This window comes from Candidatus Sericytochromatia bacterium (genome assembly GCA_035285325.1).
Taxonomy (GTDB): Bacteria; Cyanobacteriota; Sericytochromatia; order S15B-MN24; family JAQBPE01; genus JAYKJB01.
This window is the reverse complement of record JAYKJB010000038.1, coordinates 30306-51166: the sequence shown is the minus strand read 5'-3', so window position 1 is coordinate 51166 and position 20861 is coordinate 30306. Positions and strand designations below refer to the sequence as shown.

Genomic DNA, 20861 nt, shown 5'->3' with positions numbered 1-20861 from the left:
AAGCTTCACATTGGGAGGTGTGTGGTTTTCGACCCGGGCAACCGGTCCTACAGGATGATGATGGCGGCTGGTGCGGGGCGACCACGCAGTTCCGTCCTTCGTCTCAGTCGACGCTTCCCCCCGCGGTCAGCGTCAAGAAAAGCGGTCCGAGTCGTCGCTATGGGTAAAGAAGACGTCATCGAATTGACAGGCACCGTACAGGAAGCTCTGTCCAATGGGATGTTCCGCATTATCCTGGACAATGGCCACGAGGTGCTCGGTCACCTGGCTGGTCGCATGCGCCGGTTCCGGATCAAGGTCTTGCTGGGAGATAAGGTGCGGGTCGAACTCTCACCCTACGACCTCTCGCGAGGTCGCATCACGTTCCGGGAAAAGACCGGTTACGGCGCAGGAGGTGGCCCGCCCCCTGGAGGGCCGGGCGGTCCTAACAAGCGATAGCATTCGGCCCATGCCGGCCCTGCATCTGGCGAGTTCCCGGTGAGGGGCTCGGATCGTCCTGAAATCACGCAAGCTGTGGAGCGGCTCGTCCGTCCGCCGCTCGAGCGTGCTCCAACGCCAGGCACACGCGAGTGGCGTGCCTGGAGGCTTTTTGACGTCCCTGCGAACTGGTTGATCCTGCTGCTGGCAGTCGTCAACCTGTTGCTGGTGCTGTTCGACTACACCTACCTGGACCTGCGCCATCACTACCAGGCGTTTGGCTGGCAGGAGGTGGTGACGCGCTACGACCTGGTGAAGGGGATCGAGCCCCACCGCGAGACGGATGCCTACGGCCGGTCGGCCGAGGCGACGTTCAGGATGTTGCGCGAGGCCCCGTCCAGCCCGGAGACCCGGTCCCAGCTGGCTCGCATGCGGAGCCTGTCGCGACGGATGTTGGACCAGGACCCCTTCTTGAGCTCAGGGTTGCGGGGCGTATCCGAGCAGCTGAAGGCCAAGTTTCGCCAGCACGCTTGGCAAGACACGGCCTCGCCCCAGGAACTGGTCCGCTGGGCAGACCGCCTCAGCCTGGTCCGCTTCGAAGCAGCCTTGAAAATCAGGCCGCGTCCCTGGGATCACTATTCGGTTTCCAGCGCGATGATGGGCGGGAACGCCAACAAGCGGGGGGGCGAAGTTCGTATCCTGCCGGGGTTCTGGTCCGAGGGCAACCTGGCCCCTGCCCGGCTGGAGGCCGAGCAGGCCTGGTTCGAACGTGAGATCGCGCCCTTGCTGGCCAGGAATTACTGGCAGACCTACGGCGAGGACGGCGAGCCAGCCGACCATTTCTGGCTGATTGACTGTCTCTTCCTGCCCATTTTCGTGGCGGAGTTTCTGATCCGGGGCGCCATCGGGGTACGCCGCGGCGTCTACCAGACCTTCACGCTGTTCACGGCCGCGCGCTGGTACGACGTCATCTACGTGCTCCCGCTGGTCATGTACGCCCTCCCCCCCTCGCTTCAGGGGCCTTTACACGCCATCCGGATTATCTCGGTCAGCGCGCGCATGGAGCGACTGGGCCTGATCAACCCGGTGGCGATTCTGAAACCCTACTTGACCAAGCCCCTCGACACGGTGGCAGACCTCGTCAACGTCAAGTTGCTGTCGAGCTACCAGACCAGTATCCAGAATTTCAGCGTTCAGCAGGCTCTCGATTCCTTGACGCCCGCGCAGCGTCAGGAGGTCGCCCGCCTGATCGAGAGCAACGTGGCCCTGGTGATTCAGAAGGTGCTCCCCGACGTGCGCCCCGGCCTGGAGGAGCTCATGGCGCGTGCGGCACAGGACGCGCTGGAGGAATCCCCCGCCTATCTCCAGCTGCGCCAGGTGCCCGTGCTGGGAAGCTTGCCGGACGCCCTGTTGAAACGCATCATCACCGAGAGCCTGGCGCAGATGCACGGCACGATGTTGCGGGCGATCAGCGACCCCGAAAACGTGAGCCTGACCAAGGGCCTGATCAGCGCGTTGAGCGCCTCCCTGCTGAGGCACATGGGCGAGATTGGAACAGAGCATCAGGTCAAGGCCATGCTGGTGGACATGCTGGAGGAGCAGAAGCGCAAACTGCTGCTCGGCTGACGCTTTCCGAGCCGAGCGCAGCCAACAGCCGCCACGATGGGGTAGAATGGGCGCATGAGCGCAAAACTGCACTTCTTCGTCGTGATGGCTGCCACTCACGGGCTCTATGGGGAGTCCTTCCTGCGAGAACTGAAGCGGCAAGGGCATCGCGTCGTCGTCCTCACGCGGGCGGACGCGCTCGGCTACGATTGGCCCCGCGACCTCATGGATGCGCTGTATGCCGTGCCTGATATTTTCGACCCGCTGGGGGTGGAGAATGCCGTCGGCTACCTGGCGCGCACCGAACGCATCGACCGTCTGATCGGCCTGGGCGAGTATGACATCGAGGTGGCGGCGCGCCTGCGCGAGCACCTGCGCATCCCCGGCATGGGGGAAACCACCGCGCGCTATTTCCGCGACAAGCTCGCCATGCGCGAGCGCGCGCAGGGGCGGGACATCCTGGTGCCTCGCTTCATCGGGGCGATTCATCACCCCGCCATCGCGGCCTTCATGGCGGAGGTGCCGGCGCCGTGGGTGCTGAAGCCGCGCATGGCCGCCTCCTCGAAGGGCATCCAGAAACTGACGGAGGCCGATGCGGTCTGGAAAAGCCTGGATGCGCTGGGCGATCGCGCCAGCCACCATTTGCTCGAACGCTACACGCCGGGTGAGGTGTTTCACGTGGATGGGGTCGTTTCTGGCGGCCAGGTGCTGTTCGAAGCGGCGCACCGCTATGGCAAACCGATTCTGGACCTGCACACGGAAGGGGGCGTCTACACCAGCTGGCGTCTGGAAGAGCAGGGGGAGGATGCGCAAAAGCTGTATGCCCTGAACCGTCGCGTGATTGCGGCTTTCGGGATGCTGGCGGGCGTCTTTCACATCGAATACATCCGGGGCCGCGAAGACGGGCAGTTCTACTTCCTGGAAGCCAGCGCGCGGGTCGGTGCGGGCCTGATCGAGAACATGGTCGAGGCCGAAAGCGGCATCAACCTGTGGGCCGAATGGGCCCGCCTCGAAGTTGGAGAGGTGCTGCCGCCTTACAGCATCAGCCGTGACCGGGATGTCTACGCCGGCGTGCTGGCCTCCGCCACCGCCGCGGCCCGTCCCGATGTGAGCGCTTACCTGGGCTCTCACGTGCAGGAACTCCCTGCCAAGCCACATCACATGGGCCTGCTGGTCACGGGAAGTTCCGAACAGGAGTTGCGCGAGCGAATTCAAGGCCTGGCCGAGCGCATCGAGCGAGAGATGACGGTCAAGATCGTCTGAACACGACCAGTTCCAGCCGCAGGAGGTGACGCGTGCCCGCACTGCCCGACTATTACGCGCGCCTCGGCGTGGCGCCGACGGCCTCGGCACGTGAGATCAAGACCGCCTATCGCCAGCTGGCCAAGCAGTTGCACCCGGACCTGGGCGGGGATGCCGGACGGCTGGCGCTGGTCAACGAAGCCGCGGACGTGTTGCTCGACCCGACCCGGCGGGCGGCTTACGATCGCGACCGCCGCAGCACCAAGACCACCGCGAATGCGTCGCGCAGTCACCCGTCAGGCCCCACGGGGCCTCGCTCCCCTGGCAAGGTGTCGGTGGCCCTGTGTGAACACTGCGGTGCCCTCAATCGGGTCGCGCAAGACCCTCGCCAGGTGGCCGTCCGCTGCAGCACCTGCCAGCAACCGCTGGGTAGCCGCCCGACCGACCAGGGCGCGACGGAGGAGCCCCCGAGCGGGAGCGCCGGGCCCACCTATGCCCGCTGTCCCCACTGTCAGATGCGCAACCTGGTCACCGAGCGCCACGCCACGACCGTGAGTTGCCTGGGGTGCGGACGCACCTACCGACCCAGCGAACAGGAGCCGTCGGAAGCCTTCGGCCACGTGTTGGAGGACCTCAAGGGGTTCGTTCGCGCCCAGCTCAGCCGGGACACCTCCACCAAAGGCCTGCGCTTCCTGGAGGACCGCTTGCGGGGCCTGGCCGACGAGGTCAAGCGCCAGCGGGAGAGTCTGGAACGGCCCTGAGCGACCCAGCCAGGCGCGCACGGACGCGAGCGACGACGACCTGGACCGTCACCACGGTCAGGAACACCAATAACGCGAGCGAGGCCGTGACGCCCGAAGGGCTGACGTTCTGCGAAACGGCCAGCAGCATACCCAAAAAAGCCTCCGCAACGGCCAGCAGAGCCGCCAGCCCCAGCAGGGCCGGCAAGCGTTTGACCAGCAAGGCGGCCGTCGCCCCGGGCGTGATGAAAAAGGCGATCGCCAGCACGATGCCCACCGCCCGCAAGGCCACCACTGTGGCCAGAGCGACGAAGACCAGCAAGGCCGTGTGAATGAAGCGCTCGGGAACACCGAGCAGGCGGGCTTGCAGCGGGTCAAAGGTCGCCAGCGTCAACGGGCGGTAGGCCAGCGCCCCCACCGCCAGCGTCGTCACCAGCAGCAAACCGGCCAGCACCAAGCTCTCCGGCTTGGCGGCCAGGGGTTCGCCGAACACCACGCAACCAGGGTCGAGATCGACCCCACGCAGGCTCGAGAGCATGACGATCCCCAGCGCGAACATGGGCGGGAAGACGACGCCCATGGCGGCATCCTCCTTGAGCCGGGTCCGACGGGTGAGCGTCCCGATGGCGGACACGCAGGCCAGGCCCGACAGCACGGCACCGGCCAGGAAGGCCAGCGGCATGTAGCCCGCCAGCAAGTAGCCGGCCACCACCCCCGGCAGCACGGCGTGGCTGATGGCATCCGTCAACAGGCTCAACCCGCGCAGAATCAGAAACACCCCCACCAGCGAACACAGCGCGGCCACCACGGCCATCAAGCCGGTGGCCTGCCAGAACCACGGTGCCGCCAGCCAGACACTCCCATCAGGCACGCAGACCTCCCGTCGCCCAGCGGCGACGCCCCTGCGACCAGCCCAGCGCGAGCAGGAAATAGGCGGCGGAGGCCAGCACCATGGAGGCGCCGCTGGCCCAGCCCCACACGTGGCTCATGACCAGGCCGCCTTCAGCCGCCAGAAGACCCAGCAAGGCGGCCAGCGCGAGCATCGGCGCGAGCCGATCCACCAGCAGCGACGCGGTTGCGGCAGGGATGACCAGCAAAGCCACCACCAGCACAGCGCCCACAATCGGCAAGCTCACGACCACCGTGGCGGTCAGCAGCACCATGAGCAGGACGGTCAGCAGTCCCACGCGCACCCCTTGGAGCCCTGCAGCCACCGGATCGAAGGTGGCCAGCGCCAGGGGACGAAACGCCAGGGTGATGAAGAGGAGCACCGTGAGGAGAACGCCCGCTGCCGCCAGCACATCGGCGGGGCCGACCCCCAGCGCGCGGCCGAACATCAGGGTGGCCACCCGATGGGTGCCCACGGGGAGCAGGGTCAACAAGGCCACGCCGAGCCCGAAAAATCCGGTGAAGACGACCCCCATGGCGGTATCGGCGCGATGCCGCGTCACCGAGGGAATCCAGGCCACCAAGGCGGCCGCCGCCAGACCGGCCGCGAGCGCGCCCAGGAAAACGCCCAGATGCCCGGCTCCCAGAAACGAGGCCAGCATCACCCCGGGAAACACCGCGTGTCCCAGCGCATCCCCGAACAGCGACAGGCGACGCAGGATGATGAAGCAGCCCAGCAGGCCGCAGGCGGCCCCGACCAGCGCCGTGCCCGCCAGGCTGTAGCGCATGAAGGCATAGGGCAGGGTGAGGGCTTCCCAGGCGAGCGAGAGCGGAGCAACGTTCAGTTCGGACATCGTTCGCTCACTCCTGCCTCAGCAGGGCCGAGGGCTCGGAGGCGGCGGCTCTCACCGGCACGCCATACGTCGTCGCCAGCAGGTCCGGGACGAACACCTCCGCCGTCGGCCCACTTGCCACCAAGCGCCGATTGAGCAGCACCACGTGGTCGAAGTAGGCGGGCGCCGTGTGCAGATCGTGGTGGACCACCACCACGCCGCCCCCCGCATCCCGAATGGCGCGCAGTTCGCGCATGATCACGGCCTCGCTGGCCACATCGACCCCGGCCAGGGGCTCATCCAGCAGATACAGGGTTGCTTCCTGCGCCAGCGCCCGGGCCAGAAACACCCGTTGCTGCTGTCCGCCCGACAGTTCCCCGATCCGACGGTCTGCCAGATCGAGCAGCCCCACGCGCGCCAGCGCCTCACGTGCCGCCTGCCGGTCGGCCCGACTGGCCGGTCGCCACCACGGGGTATGGGCGTAGCGTCCCATCAGCACGACATCCAGCACCGTAGCGGGGAAATCCCAATCGACGGCATTGCGTTGGGGCACGTAGGCCAGGCGATGGCCGGCCTGCTGGCAGGTTCCCCCCAACACGGACACCCGCCCCCGGGAAATCGGCAGCAGGCCCAGGATGGCCTTGAGCAGGGTACTCTTGCCTGCCCCATTGGGTCCCAGTACCCCCACCAACCGTCCCAGCGGAAGGCGCAGGGTCACCCCTTCCAGCACGGGATGACCCGGGTAACCGGCCGAAAGGGAGGTGGTGGCGAGCGCCTCTGGCTCACCGGTTTCACGCGCCTGGGTCATTGCAAGCCCTCGACGATCACGGCCACGTTATCGCGCAGCATCCCCACGTAACTGCCCCCGGAGGTATCAAAGGCACCACACGCATCGCTGTAGAGCGGCCCCCCCACGCGAGCGCCGGTCTCGCGGGCCACCTGCTCCACCAGGCGCGCATTGACGGATGTTTCCACGAAGACCATCGGCACCTGGGCCTGCTTCACGCGTTGCACGACCCGAACGAGATCCTGCGTGCCGGCCTCGGACTCGGTGGAGACCCCCTGGATCGGGACCACCTCGAAGCCATAGGCCGCGCCAAAATAGCCAAAAGCGTCGTGACTGGTCACCAGACGCCGCCGCGCGCGAGGAACCTGGGCCAGTTCGCGACGGATCCAGGCATCGAGCAAACCGAGTTGCTGGTCATACAGCCTGGCATTGGCCTCGAACACCTGCCGGCCGGCCGGGTCGTGCGCCGACAGCGCTTGCACCACCCGGGGAATCGTCCGACGCCAGCGCGGCACGTCAAACCAGATATGAGGGTCTGGCAGGCTCGCATCGGTGGGGCTGCGTCGGTTGGCCAGGCCTTCCGCCACGACCACCTGACGCCCTTTTCCGCCACTCTGACGCACCAGGTCCGGCAACCAGGGCTCCAGGTGCAACCCATGAGAGAAGACCAGCGGCGCCTGGGCGATCGCCTCCGCGTCGCGGGGCACGGGACGGTAGATATGCGGATCGGCCCCCGGCGTCAGCAGGCCCTGCACGCGCAGGCGATGGCCCGCGATCTGACGCACCATGTCGGCCACCATCGTGGTGGTGGCCACCAGCCGCGGCCCGTCCTGCGACCCAGGTTGCCCGCAGGAGACCAGCAGAGAAGCCAACGCAAGCAGCCAGGCTACACGCCGCCACATCAGCTGGCTCCCTCCCGCACCGGCTCGACGAAGACGCTGTTGGCCACCTGGGGCCCGAGGGCGTGCTGAGCGGAAGAGATGCGGATCGTCAGCGGTCCGTCGAAGGGGGCCCGGTCGACCACCTCGAGGACCACGTGGGGGAACAGCCCCAGCTGGCCCAGGTAGCGCAAGAGGCTCGGGTCGCTGTCCTTGACCCGCCGGATGCGCACGAACTGGCCGGGTTGCATGGTGGCCAGCGGGGCATAGCGAATCGTGGACATGACGCCATCGCGGGTGGGAATCGGATCCCCGTGGGGATCCTCCGTCGGCTCCTGCAAGAAGGCCGCCATGCGATCTTCCATCTCCTCGGAGATGACGTGTTCCAGGCGCTCCGCCTCCGCATCGACCTCGTCCCAGGAGTATCCCAGGGCGCGCATCAGGTACAGCTCGATCAGGCGGTGATGGCGGATCATCTCGAGCGCCAGCCGCCGCCCCTTCTCGGTGAGCACCACCCCTTGATACGGATGATGGGTCACCAGCTCGGCCCGCGCGAGTTTCTTGAGCATGCCCGTGACGGAAGCGGGAGTGTAGCCAAGCTTCTCCGCAATCGCCGTGTTGGTGACCCCGGCCGAGCCGTCCTGCAACTTGAAAATGGCCTTGATGTAGTCCTGAATGGCCGTGGTGGTGTCACCGCGCTCACTGTGCGGATAGCGACTCACGGGCGGCACCTTCGCGGTGGCTGAAGCGGCGGTGTCTTCATCTTTAGGCATGCCTAAATCATAGCCTTTATGATGGCAAAATCAAGCCTGGCGACGCTCGTCAGCAGGGCGCCCCCGGCCTGTCAGGCCGGCTCGTGGAAGCAGGGCGTCGCCAGGGTAAGTTGCCGGGGAGACCCAGTCGGCACCGGCGGCGAGACGCGGCGCGAGGACCCCCACCCCATGAACCTGACGGCTTTCCTGGCCATGCTCTGGCCCCTGGCGGGGGCGGCACAGGCGGTTCTGACAGGACGGAACCTGCTGGCCTTCAGTCCTGGGACGACGGCCCCACCAGTCTCCTCGGAAGAGGCCCCCCCCGCCCCTCCCGCCGCCCCCTCGCCCCCTCGTAACCTGGGAGCCCGTCCCTCGGAGGATTCCGCAACCGATTCGGAGAGGCTGGTTTCCCTGCTGGTCCCGGCCCGACAGGAAGCCTCACGCATCGGGGCTTGCGTGAGCGCGTTGCTGGCCCAGACCCACGCGGACATTGAGGTCCTGGTCCTCGACGACGGCTCCGACGACGGCACGGCGGAAGCAGCCAGCGCGGCGGCGGCTGGAGATACCCGCTTCCGACTGCTGGCGGGAGGCCCCCCGGAAGCTGGTTGGACCGGCAAGACCTGGGCCTGTCAGCAGCTGTTTGAAGCCTCCCGCGGCTACTGGATTTGCTTTCTGGAGGCGGATGTCTTGCTGGCGCCCGAGGCGATCGCCACGGCGGTGGCGATCGCCCGGGAACAAGGCAGCGGATTGCTGTCCTGGTCACCGCGGGTCACCCCTCACACGCCCATGGGCGCCGCCATCTTGCCCATGCGGCCATTTTTGTTGCTGTCCAGCCTGCCATTGGCCTGGGCCGAGGGACTCCCGCCCGCTGGGCTGGCAGCGGCCGACAGCGCGTTTCTCATGTTTACACGTCGCGAGTATACTCGGGCCGGGGGACACCAGGCCTGCGCGAGCCATTTTTCGGACGCCGTGGCGCTGGCCAGCGCGGTCAAGGCTGGCGGCGGAAAGGTGGTGCTGCGCGACGCGGAGGGCCACCTGACGCGGCAGACAGAGGAGGCCCCGAAGGCGCTATGGGAGCAGCACTGCCGACATTTGTTTCCACTGTCTGGCGGCCACCCTCAGGCCTATGCGGCGGGGGTGGCCGGGTATGCCGTGCTGCATGGATTACCGGCGATCGCCGTCCTGCTGGGTCTGTTGCTCCACTGGCCGGGTCTGACCAGCGCCGGCCTCCTGCAGCTGGCGATCGGCGTCGGCGTGCGCCTGGCGCTTGCGTTGCGTCTGAAGCAGCCGCTGTGGAGTCCGCTGTTGCACCCCCTGGCGAGTGGGTTCATGGTGGCCGCGGCGATCGCCTCGTGGTACGTTTGGACGCGCAAGGGCCTGCTCTGGAAGGGACGCCCTTGCGGTGGATCCAACCAGACCCCACCCGCCCCCGAGGCCAAGGCCGCGCACTGACGACCTCGGCGGGTCAAAGCAGGAGCCTTCACCGATGATCGAAACCGGCCAAGCCGCCCCGGACTTCAACCTGCAGGCCAGCACGGGCGCGCGCCTCTCGCTGTCACAGTTTCGGGGCCAGACCGTGGTGGTGTATTTCTATCCGAAGGATGACACCCCTGGCTGCACCAAGCAGGCCTGCTCCTTCCGTGACCACTGGCAACCTTTGCTGGACCAGGGGGTCGTGGTACTGGGCATCAGTCCGGACGCCATTCCGTCCCATGAAAAATTCGTCCAGAAATACCAGTTGCCCTTCCCCTTGCTCGCGGATGAAGACCATGCCGTCGCCACCGCCTACGGCGCCTGGGGCAGCAAGTCGATGTATGGCAAAACGGTGACCGGGATCCTGCGGACCACCTTCCTGATCGGACCGGACGGCATCGTCCAGCACGTGTTCAAGAAGCCCAAGACCGATATTCACGCCGAGGAAGTCCTGTCCAAACTGAAAGCGGTCGTCTGAGGCCCGTGGGCCGCCGTTCGGCGGCAGCTGGAGCGGTTCGTCCGAAGGAGTTCGCTTGCGCCCTGAATGGTTTCGTTCCCGTCGTCCCCTGATGGCTCTGCTGGTTCTGGTCGCGCCCACCGTGGCCGGCTGCCTGGCCCTCACCCCCGCGACTGGCCTGTGCCTCGGCACGCTGACAGGGAAGGAGACCTCCTGTCGTCAGTTCGATGCGCAGCGGGCCGAAATGGCGGCCAGGCCCCCCCAGAATAGCCCCCAGCGTCACGAGGCCTCAGACTTTGAACTGGTGTACCCCGGCCCGTGGGGGCCGCTTTCCAGTCTGAAGGTCAACGAGGCGGGCCAGGAAGAACGACACGCCGTACTGGACCAGACCGATGCCGCTGGCTTCTCGACCTTGCGCGTCGCCGTGGGGCGCTCCATTCCACTCGACACGGGTGGCGCCGTCTCGGAGGGGTTGCGGGTCATCACCGTCAATCGTCTCGACCCGACTGACCGTGACGCCGCGCTGGCCGATGTGACGCGACGCAGCCTTCGTCAAAACTTCGCGGGCGTACCGGAAGTGCGCGAAAGCGAGGCCCTGCTCTCGGGCGCCACGGCCTACCAGGTGGTGATGGTCGGCACCAGTCCCAACGGGGGACCCGTGACCCGCCATGTGGCCCGTGCACGGGTCCATCGCGACCGGGGTTACATCGTCATGTTGTCGGTGCCTGATGCTTATTGGGCCCAGGCAACGGCCACCTATGAACGCCTCTTCGATGGATTCCGCCTGCGAGACGCGGACCCGCCCTATCCGCTGCCGCCCCTCACCGCTGAAGCGAGCGGCTCCCTCCGCCCGAGTGCGCCGCCCGTTGCCACGGCGAGCCTCAAGCCGCCCCCCTGAGAGAGCGCCTCGGCCTCCGGCCCCCGCCATCCGCCAGCAATCAAGAGCGGGAATTGTGATCGATGCGCATGGACGAACGGGCGGATCCGTCTTGTATACTGAGGGTGCTTTGAATGGCCCACCAAGGAGAGCCCATGTCCTCGAAGTCTTTTTTCAGCCTCGCCGTGGCGGCTGTCGTTGTACACGCGGCCATAACTCCCGCTTGGGCCGCGCCTGCGCGCACGACGCAGGAGAATGAACTGATCGAGGCAGCCTATGCGGGGCTCTTGCCGAAGGTCCAGAAATTGTTGAGTGAGGGCACGTCGGTCGAAGCCCAAGACGAGAACGGCTACACGGCCCTGCATTGGGCTGCGCAATCCGGCTGGCCCCTCACCTCGAAGGCCTTGCTGGCCAAGGGGGCCAACGTCAACGCCAGGGACTATCAGGGGCGCACACCGCTCCTGCTGGCCACCGTGCGCGGTTATGCTGGCCCGAAGGCCCCCAAGTTCTTCTATGAGGTGGCCAAAGCGCTGCTCGCCGAGGGGGCCGACCCCAACATGAAGGACAACAATGGTCTCTCGGCCGCCGAGTACGCCCGCGCACGGCGCATGAATAACGTGCTGGCCCTGTTTGCGACGGCCAAGCCCAAAGCCAGTCGGGAAGATGCCCATGGCCACGAGGCTCCCAAGCCAGAAGCCCACGGTGACGACCACGGCCAACCCGCCCCCAAGCCGGCCGCTGCCCACGGCGGTGCCCACGGTCACGCCGCACCCAAGCCGGCTGCCGCCCACGGCGATGCGCACGGTCACGCCGCACCCAAGCCGGCTGCCGCCCACGGCGATGCCCACGGGCATGCCGCACCCAAGCCGGCTGCCGCCCACGGCGATGCTCACGGGCACGCCGCACCCAAGCCGGCTGCCGCCCACGGCGATGCTCACGGGCACGCTGCCCCCAAGCCGCCTGCCGCCCACGGTCATGCCGCCCCCAAGCCGGCCGCTCCCAAGCCCGCCGCCCACGGAGACGACCATGGCCACAGCGCGCCCAAACCCGGAGCGCAAAGCGCGCTGCCCGATACGCAAACGCTGGGCGGAGGGCACGACATGCCGTTCGAAATGCCTGCGCCGGCCAAGCCTGCCAGCATCAAAGGAGGCCTGCCCTCACCGGCGCGGCCTGCCCCCATTCGCGTGGCGGCGGGTGACACGGTCACCTTCAGTTCGCGCTTCAAGGAGCAACTCTCGCGCCTGTATACAGCCTACAACGATCATCTGGCGGCACCCGAATCAGGGGGGGAACGCACATCCGACCAGCCCTTGGAAGACAAGGTCGAGCAGGTCTTCAACTTGCTCGCTTACGGTAGCAAGGACAGCCTCTCGCGCGCCAAGTTGCAAGAAGCCAGAACGTCGCTGGTGGCCGCGCAGAAAATGCTCGCGGCGTCCGGGGCCAACTCCGACAAGATTTACCGTCAGACCCTGGATGGCATCGCCGAACTGCTGAGCGCCGAGGCGCCATAAACACGCTGGTCTCTCTGACCCGCACCTCCAGGCCAGCCCTGTGAGGTGCGTTTTTTTCTGGCCAACGGGTCGGTGCCGAACAGGCCAGGCTCACGCCCCCGTGAGGGGGTAGCGCCGGAGAAACGCCGTGTAAGCCGCTGAAAAGACCGTCGGCTCGTACTCGCGAAACAGGTGACCCGCCCGCGGCACCACCAGAATATGGGCATCCGGCCGACGCGCGTGAACCGCCACGACGGTGTCAAGCGGGACCAGCGCATCCCGGTCTCCCACGGCATAAAAGAGCGGCAGCCGCCCCGCATCGGCGGCCAGGGCATCCCAGCCCACCGCCGGCTGGTCGGGCAGGGTTTGCAACAGGGTGCCCACCTGTCCAGCCAGGGTGCGCCAATGGTCCGGACCGTGGTGCTGCCCGTGCAAATCGGCCAGGTAGCGGTCCCAATGGGGATATTCAGCCAGGATGGACTCGGGCTGGAAAAAATCCTGGCGTTCCCTCGCGTGTCCAGCGTTCCAGCCGGGTTTGACACCCGCCAGCGCCAGCGTGGCCACGCGCTCTGGCGCGGCGCTGCGCAGGGCCAGCGCGACGTAGCCCCCCAGCGAGGTACCCAGCACGTGCACGCGCGGCAAGGCGAGCGCATCGAGCAAGGCCAGCACATCATCGCGCAGGCGCGCCAGGGTGAACAGGCCGGAGGGGTTGCTGCTCCCCCCGTGACCCCGGAAGTCGAGGCCGATCAAGCGATGTCGCTGCGCCAGGGGGCTCAGGACGAGGCGATAATTCTGCTCCGCTGTGGACAGGGCCCCGTGCAACAACAGCACCGGTTCCCCGCCCGTGCCCCAGGTCTGGTAGGCCAGGGCGGCGTCCAGTTGGAGCACAGGCATGCTACACCGCCAGGGTGGCGAGGGGAGCCCCCCCCGGACGTCCGATGGAATCGTAGGTGAAGCCGAGATGGGACATCTTCGTCGGATCGAACATGTTGCGGCCATCCACCATGATGGGACGTCGCATGAGGGATTTCACCACGGGCAGATTGAGACTCTGAAACTCATTCCATTCGGTGAGCAGCACCAGACAATCCGCGCCCTCCGCCACACCATAGGGCGTTTCCGCATACTTGACGTTGGTCAGAACTTCCTGAGCCGTGCCCTGAGCCACCGGATCATACGCCCAGACCTCGGCACCTTCAGCCTGAAGACGTCGGATGATGTCCACGCTGGCGGCCCCGCGCATGTCGTCCGTGTTGGGCTTGAAGGCCAGTCCGAGCACGCCAATCCTGGCCCCGAGCAGTTGCCCATCCAGCGCGCGCACGATCTTGTCGAAGACGTGCTGACGTTGCGACTCGTTGATGCGCTCCACCGCCCGCAGCAGTTCCAGATCGTAGCCGTGCTTTTCCGCAATGGAGATGAAAGCCGCCACATCCTTGGGAAAACAAGCGCCGCCGTAGCCCACGCCGGCCCGCAAGAACTGCTCGCCAATGCGCTTGTCCAGCCCCACGCCCTTGGCCACCTTGGTGATATCGGCCCCGGTTCGCTCACAGACCTGCGCCACGGCGTTGATGAAGCTGATCTTCATGGCCAGAAACGCATTGGAGGCGTGCTTGATCAGTTCGGCGCTGTTCAGATCGGTCACCAGGATGGGGGCATTGAGCGGGGTGTAAAGCTTGATCAGCAGCGACGCCGCTCGGTCGGAATTGACGCCCAGAACGACCCGGTCCGATTCCAGGAAGTCCTTGATCGCGGACCCCTCGCGCAAAAATTCCGGATTGCTCGCGATGTCGAAATCCGCTCCGGCCGGCAGGTGACTGCGGAACAACTCGGCCAACCACTCCCCGGTCCGGACCGGCACCGTGCTCTTCTCGACGATCAGCTTGTAGCCGTTCATCGCCGGCGCCATCTCGTGGGCGACCCGTTCGAAGGCGGAGAGGTCGGCCTCGCCATTGGGCTTGGGCGGCGTTCCAACGCAGATGAAGATCGCTTCCGAACACGCGGTGGCCTCGGCAATGTCACTGCTGAAGCGCAGTCGGCCTTCCACCACATTGGTCGTGACCAGCACGTCCAGCCCGGGCTCGTAGATCGGCATCTGGCCGGCCTTGAGTTTTTCGATCTTGGACACCTGGTTGTCCACGCACACGACCCGATGGCCCAGGTGGGCAAAGCACGCCCCAGTCACGAGCCCCACGTAGCCGCTGCCGATGATCGCGATGTCCAAGGTCGTCTCCTTCCGCGCCCCCTGCGCTGCCTCATTTTACACGCCTGGTGGCGGTCAGGTGAGTGGGAGCAAGCCCGCGGGCCCGGAGGCACTCAGCGGCTCAGCGTTGGGCCTCTTCCAGCAGGGCCGCGATGCGCTGCATCAATCGCTGGACCGCCGGACGACTGAAGCCGGCGGCCAGGGCCGCCCCCAGCGCGTTGAAGAAACCTCGCAAGAGCTCGGCCACCGTCAGCGTGCCCCGGGTGGCCAGCTGACTGGATTGCTGACGCACCACCCCGGCCCACTGGCCCAGGCGCCGCTCCAGCGGCCCGATCCAGGTGATCAACAAGGCGAGGCCCTGGCGGAGCCAGCGGTGGCTGGTTTCTTGGGCCAAACGGTTCAGGCGCTCCCAATGGGGCTGAAACCACTTGAAAAAGGTCGCCAGCGCAACCGCCAGCCGATACAGCAGCCAGTTCTTGAAGACCCGCAACCGTTCCCCGATCACCTTGACCAGCAGCATGCGCAGCAGCAGGAACACGATCATGCCTGCCGCCCCCGCCATGTTGCGGACGCGGGTGCCGATGTCCGTCAGGGCATCACCAGGCGTTGAAGGGGGCTCCTGCTTCACAAGCGTCACGCCAGCCCACGTCTCACGCGAGGCATCAGGGCGTGGGGCGATACACGCGGGTCAGCACCGCGCCGTGCGAGCCCAACGGGCCAAGCGCCTTGCCGTCCCGAAACACCAGCACGCCGCCCGCATTGCCCGCGGAAACCTCGACTTCGCGCCCGGAGAATCGCTTCATGGTCCCGCGCGAGAGCACACCCTCGATCTGGAGCGTGCCATTGACCCGCACCTCGACCCAGGAGCGCTCCTGCAAGGCCAAGGTGATGGCCACGCTGCGCTTGGGCGTCGGCGAGGGGCGAGGGGTGGGCGTCACGGAAGGTGCAGGCGAGACCGGCGCCGTGGCCGTCGCGTCAGGCGAGGGAGCCTGGGCCGCCACGGGAGGCGTGGCCGCCTGAACGAGTTCGGCCGCAGAGGCACTTGCCGGGCTGGCGACGGGCAGCGCGGCCGTCGCCGCCGCCAGCGTGCCACTGGCCGCTGGCGCAAGCGCCAGGGCTTCGCTGGCGATCGCCGCAGTGGCCACCGGCGCGGGCGACGCAAGCGCCGGCTCCATGGGCGTGGCCTGCGGCGCTTCGATCACGCTCACCCGCGGTTGGAAATACCAGGCCAGCCCCAGCAACCCCACCAGCAAGGCGGCGATTCCGAGGTAATAACCCCATGGACCGGAACTCTGACGCAGGTCCGGCAGAGGGGCCGTCGGAACGGGGGCCGAGCGGTAGGCATCGGCCACATCCCCGGGCGACAATCCCACCACCTCCGCGTACTTTTTCAAGAACCCACGGATGTAAAACACCTCGGGCAGATCGGCTTCGATCCCCTCCTCGAGCGCACGCAGATGGCGCACGGTGATCCGGGTGCGGGCCGACACTTCCGTCAGGCTCAACCCTTGGGCCTCTCGCGCCTGTTTCAGGCGCTGGCCTACCTCGTTCAGGCTAGCCACGCGATCCTCCCCGTGCCTTCCCTCGCCGTGCATCCCGTCGCAACGTTTGCACTTCCTCCGCCGTCAATGCCCGAAATTGCCCTTCCGACAAGTCACCCGCCGTGAGGTCACCGATGGCCACCCGTTCCAGGCGCCGGACCGGATGCCCGACATGCTCCATCATACGTCGGACCTGACGATTTCGTCCTTCTCGCAGCGTGATCGCCAATACGGTACTCTCGGCGCGCTTTTCAAGCAACTCCACCGCGGCTGGCAAGGTGCGTCCGCCCTCCAGCGGAACGCCCTCTCGCAGGGCCTTGAGCGCGGTGGGGGAAGGGCGACCGAGTACCTCGGCCACGTAGAGCTTGGAGACGCCGTGCCGCGGATGGGTCAGCGCTTCGGTCAAGGCCCCGTCATTGGTCAGCAGCAGCAGGCCGGAGGTGTCCTTGTCGAGCCGACCGACCGGATGGAGTCCTGGAACGAAGGGAACCAGTTCCAGCACGGTCTTGCGCCCTTGCGGATCGAAGCACGTGCTCAGATAGCCTCGCGGCTTGTAAAGCAGAAAATAGCTCCGGGCCGAGGTCCAGACGATCGGACGCCCGTCCACCTCGATCGTGTCACGTTCAGCATCGGCCTGGAAGCCGAGTTCGCTGACCACCGCACCATTGACCTTCACGCGCCCTTCGCGGATCAGGTCCTCACTGTGACGACGGGACGCGACCCCTGCTTGGGCAAGAATTTTCTGCAGGCGCTGGGCAGGCATGGTGGATGGGCGATTCTCAGGCAGGTCCTGAGTATGCGCACGCCCAGTTGTGGGATCGGTGGCCCCGCTCACGTGACGTCAGGCCCTCAAACGCCCATTCGGGCAAAACTGGTTCAACCCCATCGCCTCTCGCACCTGGGCCAACGTCTTGGCCGTTTCCTCGCGCGCCCGCCGGTTGCCGTCGGCCACGATATCATCCAGACGCTCCGTGTCGCGTCCCAATTCCTCCCGACGCTGCCGCATCGGCTCGAGCAGGCCATTGATGCGCTCGGCCAACCCGCGCTTGCAAGCGACGCACCCCATCCGCCCACCCCGACACTCCGCGGCCACCTCGGCAGCCTCGCTCGCCGCATAGGTTTCCCAGCCCGTATAAACCGAGCAGACCTCCGGATGGCCCGGATCGGTCTTGCGCGCCCGGGACGGATCGGTCACGGACGCCATGACCTTCTGAGTCACCGCCTCGGCCGGATCGGCCAGCTTGATGTCATTGCCGTAGCTCTTGCTCATCTTGCGACCATCCAGACCGAACACCACCGGCATCTCGGCCAGCAGAGGGCGTGGCTCCGGGAACAGCTCGACGCCAAACTGGTGGTTGAAGCGCCGGGCGATGTCGCGCGAGATCTCCAGGTGAGCCACCTGGTCCTCGCCGACCGGCACCAGCTGGCCGAGGACCCCCAGGATATCGGCTGTCTGGAGGGCCGGGTAGCCCAACAATCCGTAGCTGACCGTGTCCTCCGCCATGTGCAGTTCCCGCACCATTTCCTTCAGGGTCGGATCCCGCTGCAACCAGTTCACGGGCGTCAGCATGGAAAGCAGCAAATGCAGCTCAGCGGTCTCCGTGACCGCCGATTGCACGTAGATGGTGGCACGTGTCGGGTCCACGCCCGCCGTCAGCCAGTCAAGCACGATGGCGCGGGTATGCCCACGCAGACCCTCGGTCTTGGCAAATCCAGTGGTCAGCATGTGCCAGTCGGCCGCGGCGAAGAAGCAGTCGAACTCGTCCTGAAGCCGCACCCAGTTGACCAGAACCCCCATGTAATGGCCGATATGGAGCGTTCCCGTGGTACGCATGCCGCTCATGACGCGCGTCTTGCCCATCGTGGTTTTCCTTCCTTGCGGTGCGAACCCGGCAGCATTGTAGCGCGGTGATCCCCAGCCAGCAAACGCGCGACGACCCACCTGCCCCACCGGGGTAAAAAGCCCGCAGCCGACTGACTGATCGTGGAGAGGATGCTTCGTGTACGGCCCGTCCAACAAGCAAAACTGGAGCCCTGTCACCACCGCAGAACTGGCTGCGATGCGCGCGCGAGGCGAAAAAATCGTCGCGTTGACCGCGTATGACTATACCTCGGCCAAGGTGGCTGATGAGGCTGGCGTCGACGTGCTGCTGGTGGGTGACTCACTCGGGATGGTGGTGTTGGGCTATGACAGCACCTTGCCCGTCACGATGGAAGACATGCTGCATCACACGCGGGCGGTCACGCGGGGCGTTCGCCGCGCCTGGGTGATTGGCGACATGCCTTTTTTGTCCTATCACGCCAGCGTGGAGGAGGCCGTGCGCAACGCGGGTCGATTCCTCAAAGAGGCCGGCGCCAAGGCCGTCAAACTGGAAGGGGGATACGCCCACCAGCTCGCCTGCATCTCGGCGATCGTTCAGGCCGGGATCCCGGTGGTGGCGCACCTCGGCTTCACGCCGCAGGCCGTCCACGCGATCGGCATGAAGGTCCAGGCCAAGACGCCGGAGGCCATCCAGGCGCTGGTCGCCCAGGCCCAGGCCGTCGAAGCGGCAGGGGCCTGTGCCCTGGTGCTCGAACTGGTGCCGGCCGAAGTGGCGGCCCTGGTCACCTCGCAGATCAGCATCCCCACCATCGGGATCGGGGCGGGCGTCGGCTGCAGCGGCCAGATTCAGGTCGTGCATGACCTGCTCGGCCTGTACACCGATTTCCTGCCCAAGCACGCGCGCCGATATGCCGAACTCCATGCCCCCATGGTCCAGGCCATTTCGAACTACGCGGGCGACGTACGCGCCGGTCGGTTTCCCGAGGCAAGTCACAGTGCCCACGTGGAACTTCCGGCTCAGGAATTTCTCGCTCAGGGCATTGATGGAAAGGCGCCGTAGAGGGAAGGGGCGCCCGTCCTCGGGCCCCACGACGAAGTCACGTCCCTGATGTTATGATGAAGTCACCATGAATCTCGCCTCCCCGACAGCCACGGCCCCCGTCCCCAGCGAATGGAACTGGCGTGCGGAACTCGTCACGCTTGATGCCGCCATCGACCATGTGAGCAGTTGCAGCTCGTGGGACTGGCGCAAGGCCCTTCTGGAAATCGAGGCAGAGCTCGAGAGTCTGGCCTCGCGGGTCTTCTCGAGCTCGACCGCGTCCTGAGGCCGGACCGACCGTTCACGCCCTGACTGGCCGCGACAGCATGGCGTGCATCACCACCTCATACAGGTCGGTGATGCGGGCCAGAGCCGGCGCTTGCACGTCCACCGTCACCAGGGGCACACAGGAGTCCAGCCGGTGCAACGAGCCGTGGTTGGCCCGCCCCATCGGAAAGCCGCTGGTGAACTCGTAACCCAGCCGGGCCGTGAGAATCAAGGTGGAGGCCTGGGGCGCGTTCAAGGCCCCGTGGGCGCGCGCCAAACAGTTGGGGTAGGCCCCGTCCAGAAAACGCTCCCCCTCCAGGCGCCCATCCAGCGCACCTGGATCGCCGAACAGCGTCCAGGCCTGGCCCCAGGCGTCGCGGATCGGTCCACCGGACTGCCAACCCAGGCGTGCCCGCCGGGCCGGGGAAAAAGCCCAGCAGGTGTCCCCCTCACGCCAGAGCACCTGGTCGACCGCGGGCCATTCGGAGACGCGGTCGCGGATGGTGTCCCGCAGGTGGGCGCGCCCTTCGTGGAAGTAGAAATAGCACATGCGATCGTTCGGGCCGACCGCAAAGTCGTGCCCGTTGCTCCGCAACCCTCCATCCCGGAGCGGCGCGACACGGAAGTCCGGGAAGGCCTTGAAGACGTTCACCGCGTGGCCGCTGCGCCAGGGAAAGGTATGGCTCTGCCCGTGATCCCCGACGATCATCCAGCGTGCCTCCCTCACCGCGCGATCCCAGGAACCATAGGCTTCCAGCAAGCGGCCCAGTTCCTGGTCCACGCGACGCAAGCTCCAGCCGATGCCGTCGGGCCCATGGTGATGGGTGCGCAGATCGTTCTCGTTGAAATAGGTGAGCATGAAGTCCGGCCGCACCTGTCGAATCAACTCGGCGCTGTAGGCGGCGCTCGCCCGGTCGTTGAAGCCATACTTGCGCCACAGGCCGCCGGCCACCGGGCGATCGCCCGGAACCAGATCCCCCAGGCGCAGGTAGCGCGGCCCTGCCACGGCCCACTCGCGTGGCAGCCCCCCCAGCTGACGTAGCAGCCACGGGACGCACGCCCGGTGCAAGGTGCTGCCGCGACTGAGCGGAAAATTGACCGCCGCGGCGCGCACCCCTCGGGACTCCAGGGCCTCGAACAGGGTCGGCTGGCTCGCGTTGAGATGGTGCGCGTTCATGCGGAGGAAAAAATCCCCCAGGACGTGCGTCAGGGTTCCCCAGACCAGGCTCTGCGGATAGGGCCAGTAGTGGACATAGCGATCCGGATGCCGGTCGTACCAGAGCACACCCGTGATGTGATTCCGCTCCGGCCCCACGCCGGTCGCCAGCGCCGCCAGACAAGCCGGCGTGACGGAGGGAAAGGTGGTCGTGCAACCGTAGTCGATCGTCCCGTGAGCCAGCAGATGGGCCAGCGCGGGCAAGCGGCCCGCCTGGAGCTCGCTCGCAACCGCCGCAGGCAACCAGCTATCGATCACCACCAGGTGCAGTGGTTTGGACGCTTGAGGCAAACCAGCCATATGACCTCACGCAGAACCCTCGGGGGCGTGAGGTCAT

The 20861-nt window shown here is 66.6% G+C and carries 22 protein-coding genes; 10 read left to right on the top strand and 12 right to left on the bottom strand.

The window, feature by feature from the left end; all coding sequences use genetic code 11:
- The first annotated feature begins 159 nt into the window (after positions 1–159).
- From infA to VKP62_05590, 4 genes are all read left to right on the top strand, one after another.
- Complete coding sequence (gene infA / locus VKP62_05605; GenBank protein MEB3196663.1) at positions 160–438, top strand: translation initiation factor IF-1; 279 nt, start codon at positions 160–162, stop codon at positions 436–438.
- Between the two features lie 171 nt (positions 439–609).
- A complete protein-coding gene (locus VKP62_05600; protein MEB3196662.1) occupies positions 610–2043 on the top strand; it encodes a hypothetical protein in 1434 nt (477 codons plus the stop codon).
- Positions 2044–2097: 54 nt separating this feature from the next.
- Positions 2098–3285 carry an ATP-grasp domain-containing protein gene (locus VKP62_05595; protein MEB3196661.1) on the top strand — a complete coding sequence of 396 codons (1188 nt, stop codon included), beginning with the start codon at positions 2098–2100 and terminating at the stop codon, positions 3283–3285.
- A 32-nt stretch (positions 3286–3317) separates the two neighbouring features.
- Positions 3318–4025, top strand: a complete 708-nt coding sequence (locus VKP62_05590) for a DnaJ domain-containing protein (protein MEB3196660.1) — start codon at positions 3318–3320, stop codon at positions 4023–4025.
- Here the strand turns inward: VKP62_05590 and VKP62_05585 are convergent.
- Genes VKP62_05585 through VKP62_05565 form a run of 5 tightly spaced genes read right to left on the bottom strand, consistent with a single transcriptional unit; the run spans position 3991 to position 8163 of the window.
- Entirely contained in the window at positions 3991–4875 is an 885-nt protein-coding gene (locus VKP62_05585) for a metal ABC transporter permease (GenBank protein ID MEB3196659.1), read from the bottom strand. The two genes, VKP62_05590 and VKP62_05585, sit on opposite strands and share 35 nt — an antisense overlap.
- Entirely contained in the window at positions 4868–5746 is an 879-nt protein-coding gene (locus VKP62_05580; protein MEB3196658.1) for a metal ABC transporter permease, read from the bottom strand. The genes VKP62_05585 and VKP62_05580 overlap by 8 nt, the downstream gene beginning before the upstream one ends.
- Before the next feature lie 7 nt (positions 5747–5753).
- Positions 5754–6533 (bottom strand): metal ABC transporter ATP-binding protein, encoded by a 780-nt coding sequence (locus VKP62_05575; protein ID MEB3196657.1) that lies wholly within the window; start codon positions 6531–6533, stop codon positions 5754–5756.
- Positions 6530–7414 (bottom strand): metal ABC transporter substrate-binding protein, encoded by an 885-nt coding sequence (locus VKP62_05570; protein ID MEB3196656.1) that lies wholly within the window; start codon positions 7412–7414, stop codon positions 6530–6532. Before VKP62_05570 ends, VKP62_05575 begins: the two co-directional genes overlap by 4 nt.
- Entirely contained in the window at positions 7414–8163 is a 750-nt protein-coding gene (locus tag VKP62_05565) for a metal-dependent transcriptional regulator (protein ID MEB3196655.1), read from the bottom strand. Before VKP62_05565 ends, VKP62_05570 begins: the two co-directional genes overlap by 1 nt.
- Before the next feature lie 168 nt (positions 8164–8331).
- Between VKP62_05565 and VKP62_05560 the strand changes: the two genes are divergently transcribed.
- From VKP62_05560 to VKP62_05545, 4 genes are all read left to right on the top strand, one after another.
- Entirely contained in the window at positions 8332–9594 is a 1263-nt protein-coding gene (locus VKP62_05560; GenBank protein ID MEB3196654.1) for a glycosyltransferase, read from the top strand.
- A 34-nt stretch (positions 9595–9628) separates the two neighbouring features.
- Complete coding sequence (bcp, locus tag VKP62_05555; protein ID MEB3196653.1) at positions 9629–10093, top strand: thioredoxin-dependent thiol peroxidase; 465 nt, start codon at positions 9629–9631, stop codon at positions 10091–10093.
- 55 nt (positions 10094–10148) lie between these two features.
- On the top strand, positions 10149–10970 hold the full coding sequence (locus tag VKP62_05550) for a hypothetical protein (protein MEB3196652.1): 822 nt from the start codon (positions 10149–10151) through the stop codon (positions 10968–10970).
- 134 nt (positions 10971–11104) lie between these two features.
- Positions 11105–12460 carry an ankyrin repeat domain-containing protein gene (locus VKP62_05545; GenBank protein ID MEB3196651.1) on the top strand — a complete coding sequence of 452 codons (1356 nt, stop codon included), beginning with the start codon at positions 11105–11107 and terminating at the stop codon, positions 12458–12460.
- Between the two features lie 90 nt (positions 12461–12550).
- Here VKP62_05545 and VKP62_05540 read toward each other — a convergent pair whose 3' ends face one another.
- From VKP62_05540 to trpS, 6 genes are all read right to left on the bottom strand, one after another.
- Positions 12551–13333: an alpha/beta hydrolase gene (locus tag VKP62_05540; GenBank protein ID MEB3196650.1), complete on the bottom strand. Its 783-nt coding sequence runs from the start codon at positions 13331–13333 to the stop codon at positions 12551–12553.
- A 1-nt stretch (position 13334) separates the two neighbouring features.
- Positions 13335–14660, bottom strand: a complete 1326-nt coding sequence (locus tag VKP62_05535; GenBank protein ID MEB3196649.1) for a UDP-glucose/GDP-mannose dehydrogenase family protein — start codon at positions 14658–14660, stop codon at positions 13335–13337.
- A gap of 100 nt (positions 14661–14760) precedes the next feature.
- Positions 14761–15276: a hypothetical protein gene (locus tag VKP62_05530; protein ID MEB3196648.1), complete on the bottom strand. Its 516-nt coding sequence runs from the start codon at positions 15274–15276 to the stop codon at positions 14761–14763.
- Positions 15277–15301: 25 nt separating this feature from the next.
- Positions 15302–16201 carry a RodZ domain-containing protein gene (locus tag VKP62_05525; protein ID MEB3196647.1) on the bottom strand — a complete coding sequence of 300 codons (900 nt, stop codon included), beginning with the start codon at positions 16199–16201 and terminating at the stop codon, positions 15302–15304.
- Positions 16194–16943, bottom strand: a complete 750-nt coding sequence (locus VKP62_05520; GenBank protein MEB3196646.1) for a pseudouridine synthase — start codon at positions 16941–16943, stop codon at positions 16194–16196. Before VKP62_05520 ends, VKP62_05525 begins: the two co-directional genes overlap by 8 nt.
- A gap of 78 nt (positions 16944–17021) precedes the next feature.
- Positions 17022–18041 (bottom strand): tryptophan--tRNA ligase, encoded by a 1020-nt coding sequence (trpS, locus tag VKP62_05515; GenBank protein MEB3196645.1) that lies wholly within the window; start codon positions 18039–18041, stop codon positions 17022–17024.
- 139 nt (positions 18042–18180) lie between these two features.
- Here trpS and panB point away from each other — a divergent pair, with 139 nt between their 5' ends.
- Positions 18181–19062, top strand: a complete 882-nt coding sequence (gene panB / locus VKP62_05510; protein ID MEB3196644.1) for a 3-methyl-2-oxobutanoate hydroxymethyltransferase — start codon at positions 18181–18183, stop codon at positions 19060–19062.
- 67 nt (positions 19063–19129) lie between these two features.
- Entirely contained in the window at positions 19130–19327 is a 198-nt protein-coding gene (locus VKP62_05505; protein MEB3196643.1) for a hypothetical protein, read from the top strand.
- A gap of 15 nt (positions 19328–19342) precedes the next feature.
- Here VKP62_05505 and VKP62_05500 read toward each other — a convergent pair whose 3' ends face one another.
- Positions 19343–20824, bottom strand: a complete 1482-nt coding sequence (locus tag VKP62_05500; GenBank protein MEB3196642.1) for an alkaline phosphatase family protein — start codon at positions 20822–20824, stop codon at positions 19343–19345.
- Positions 20825–20861 lie beyond the last annotated feature (37 nt).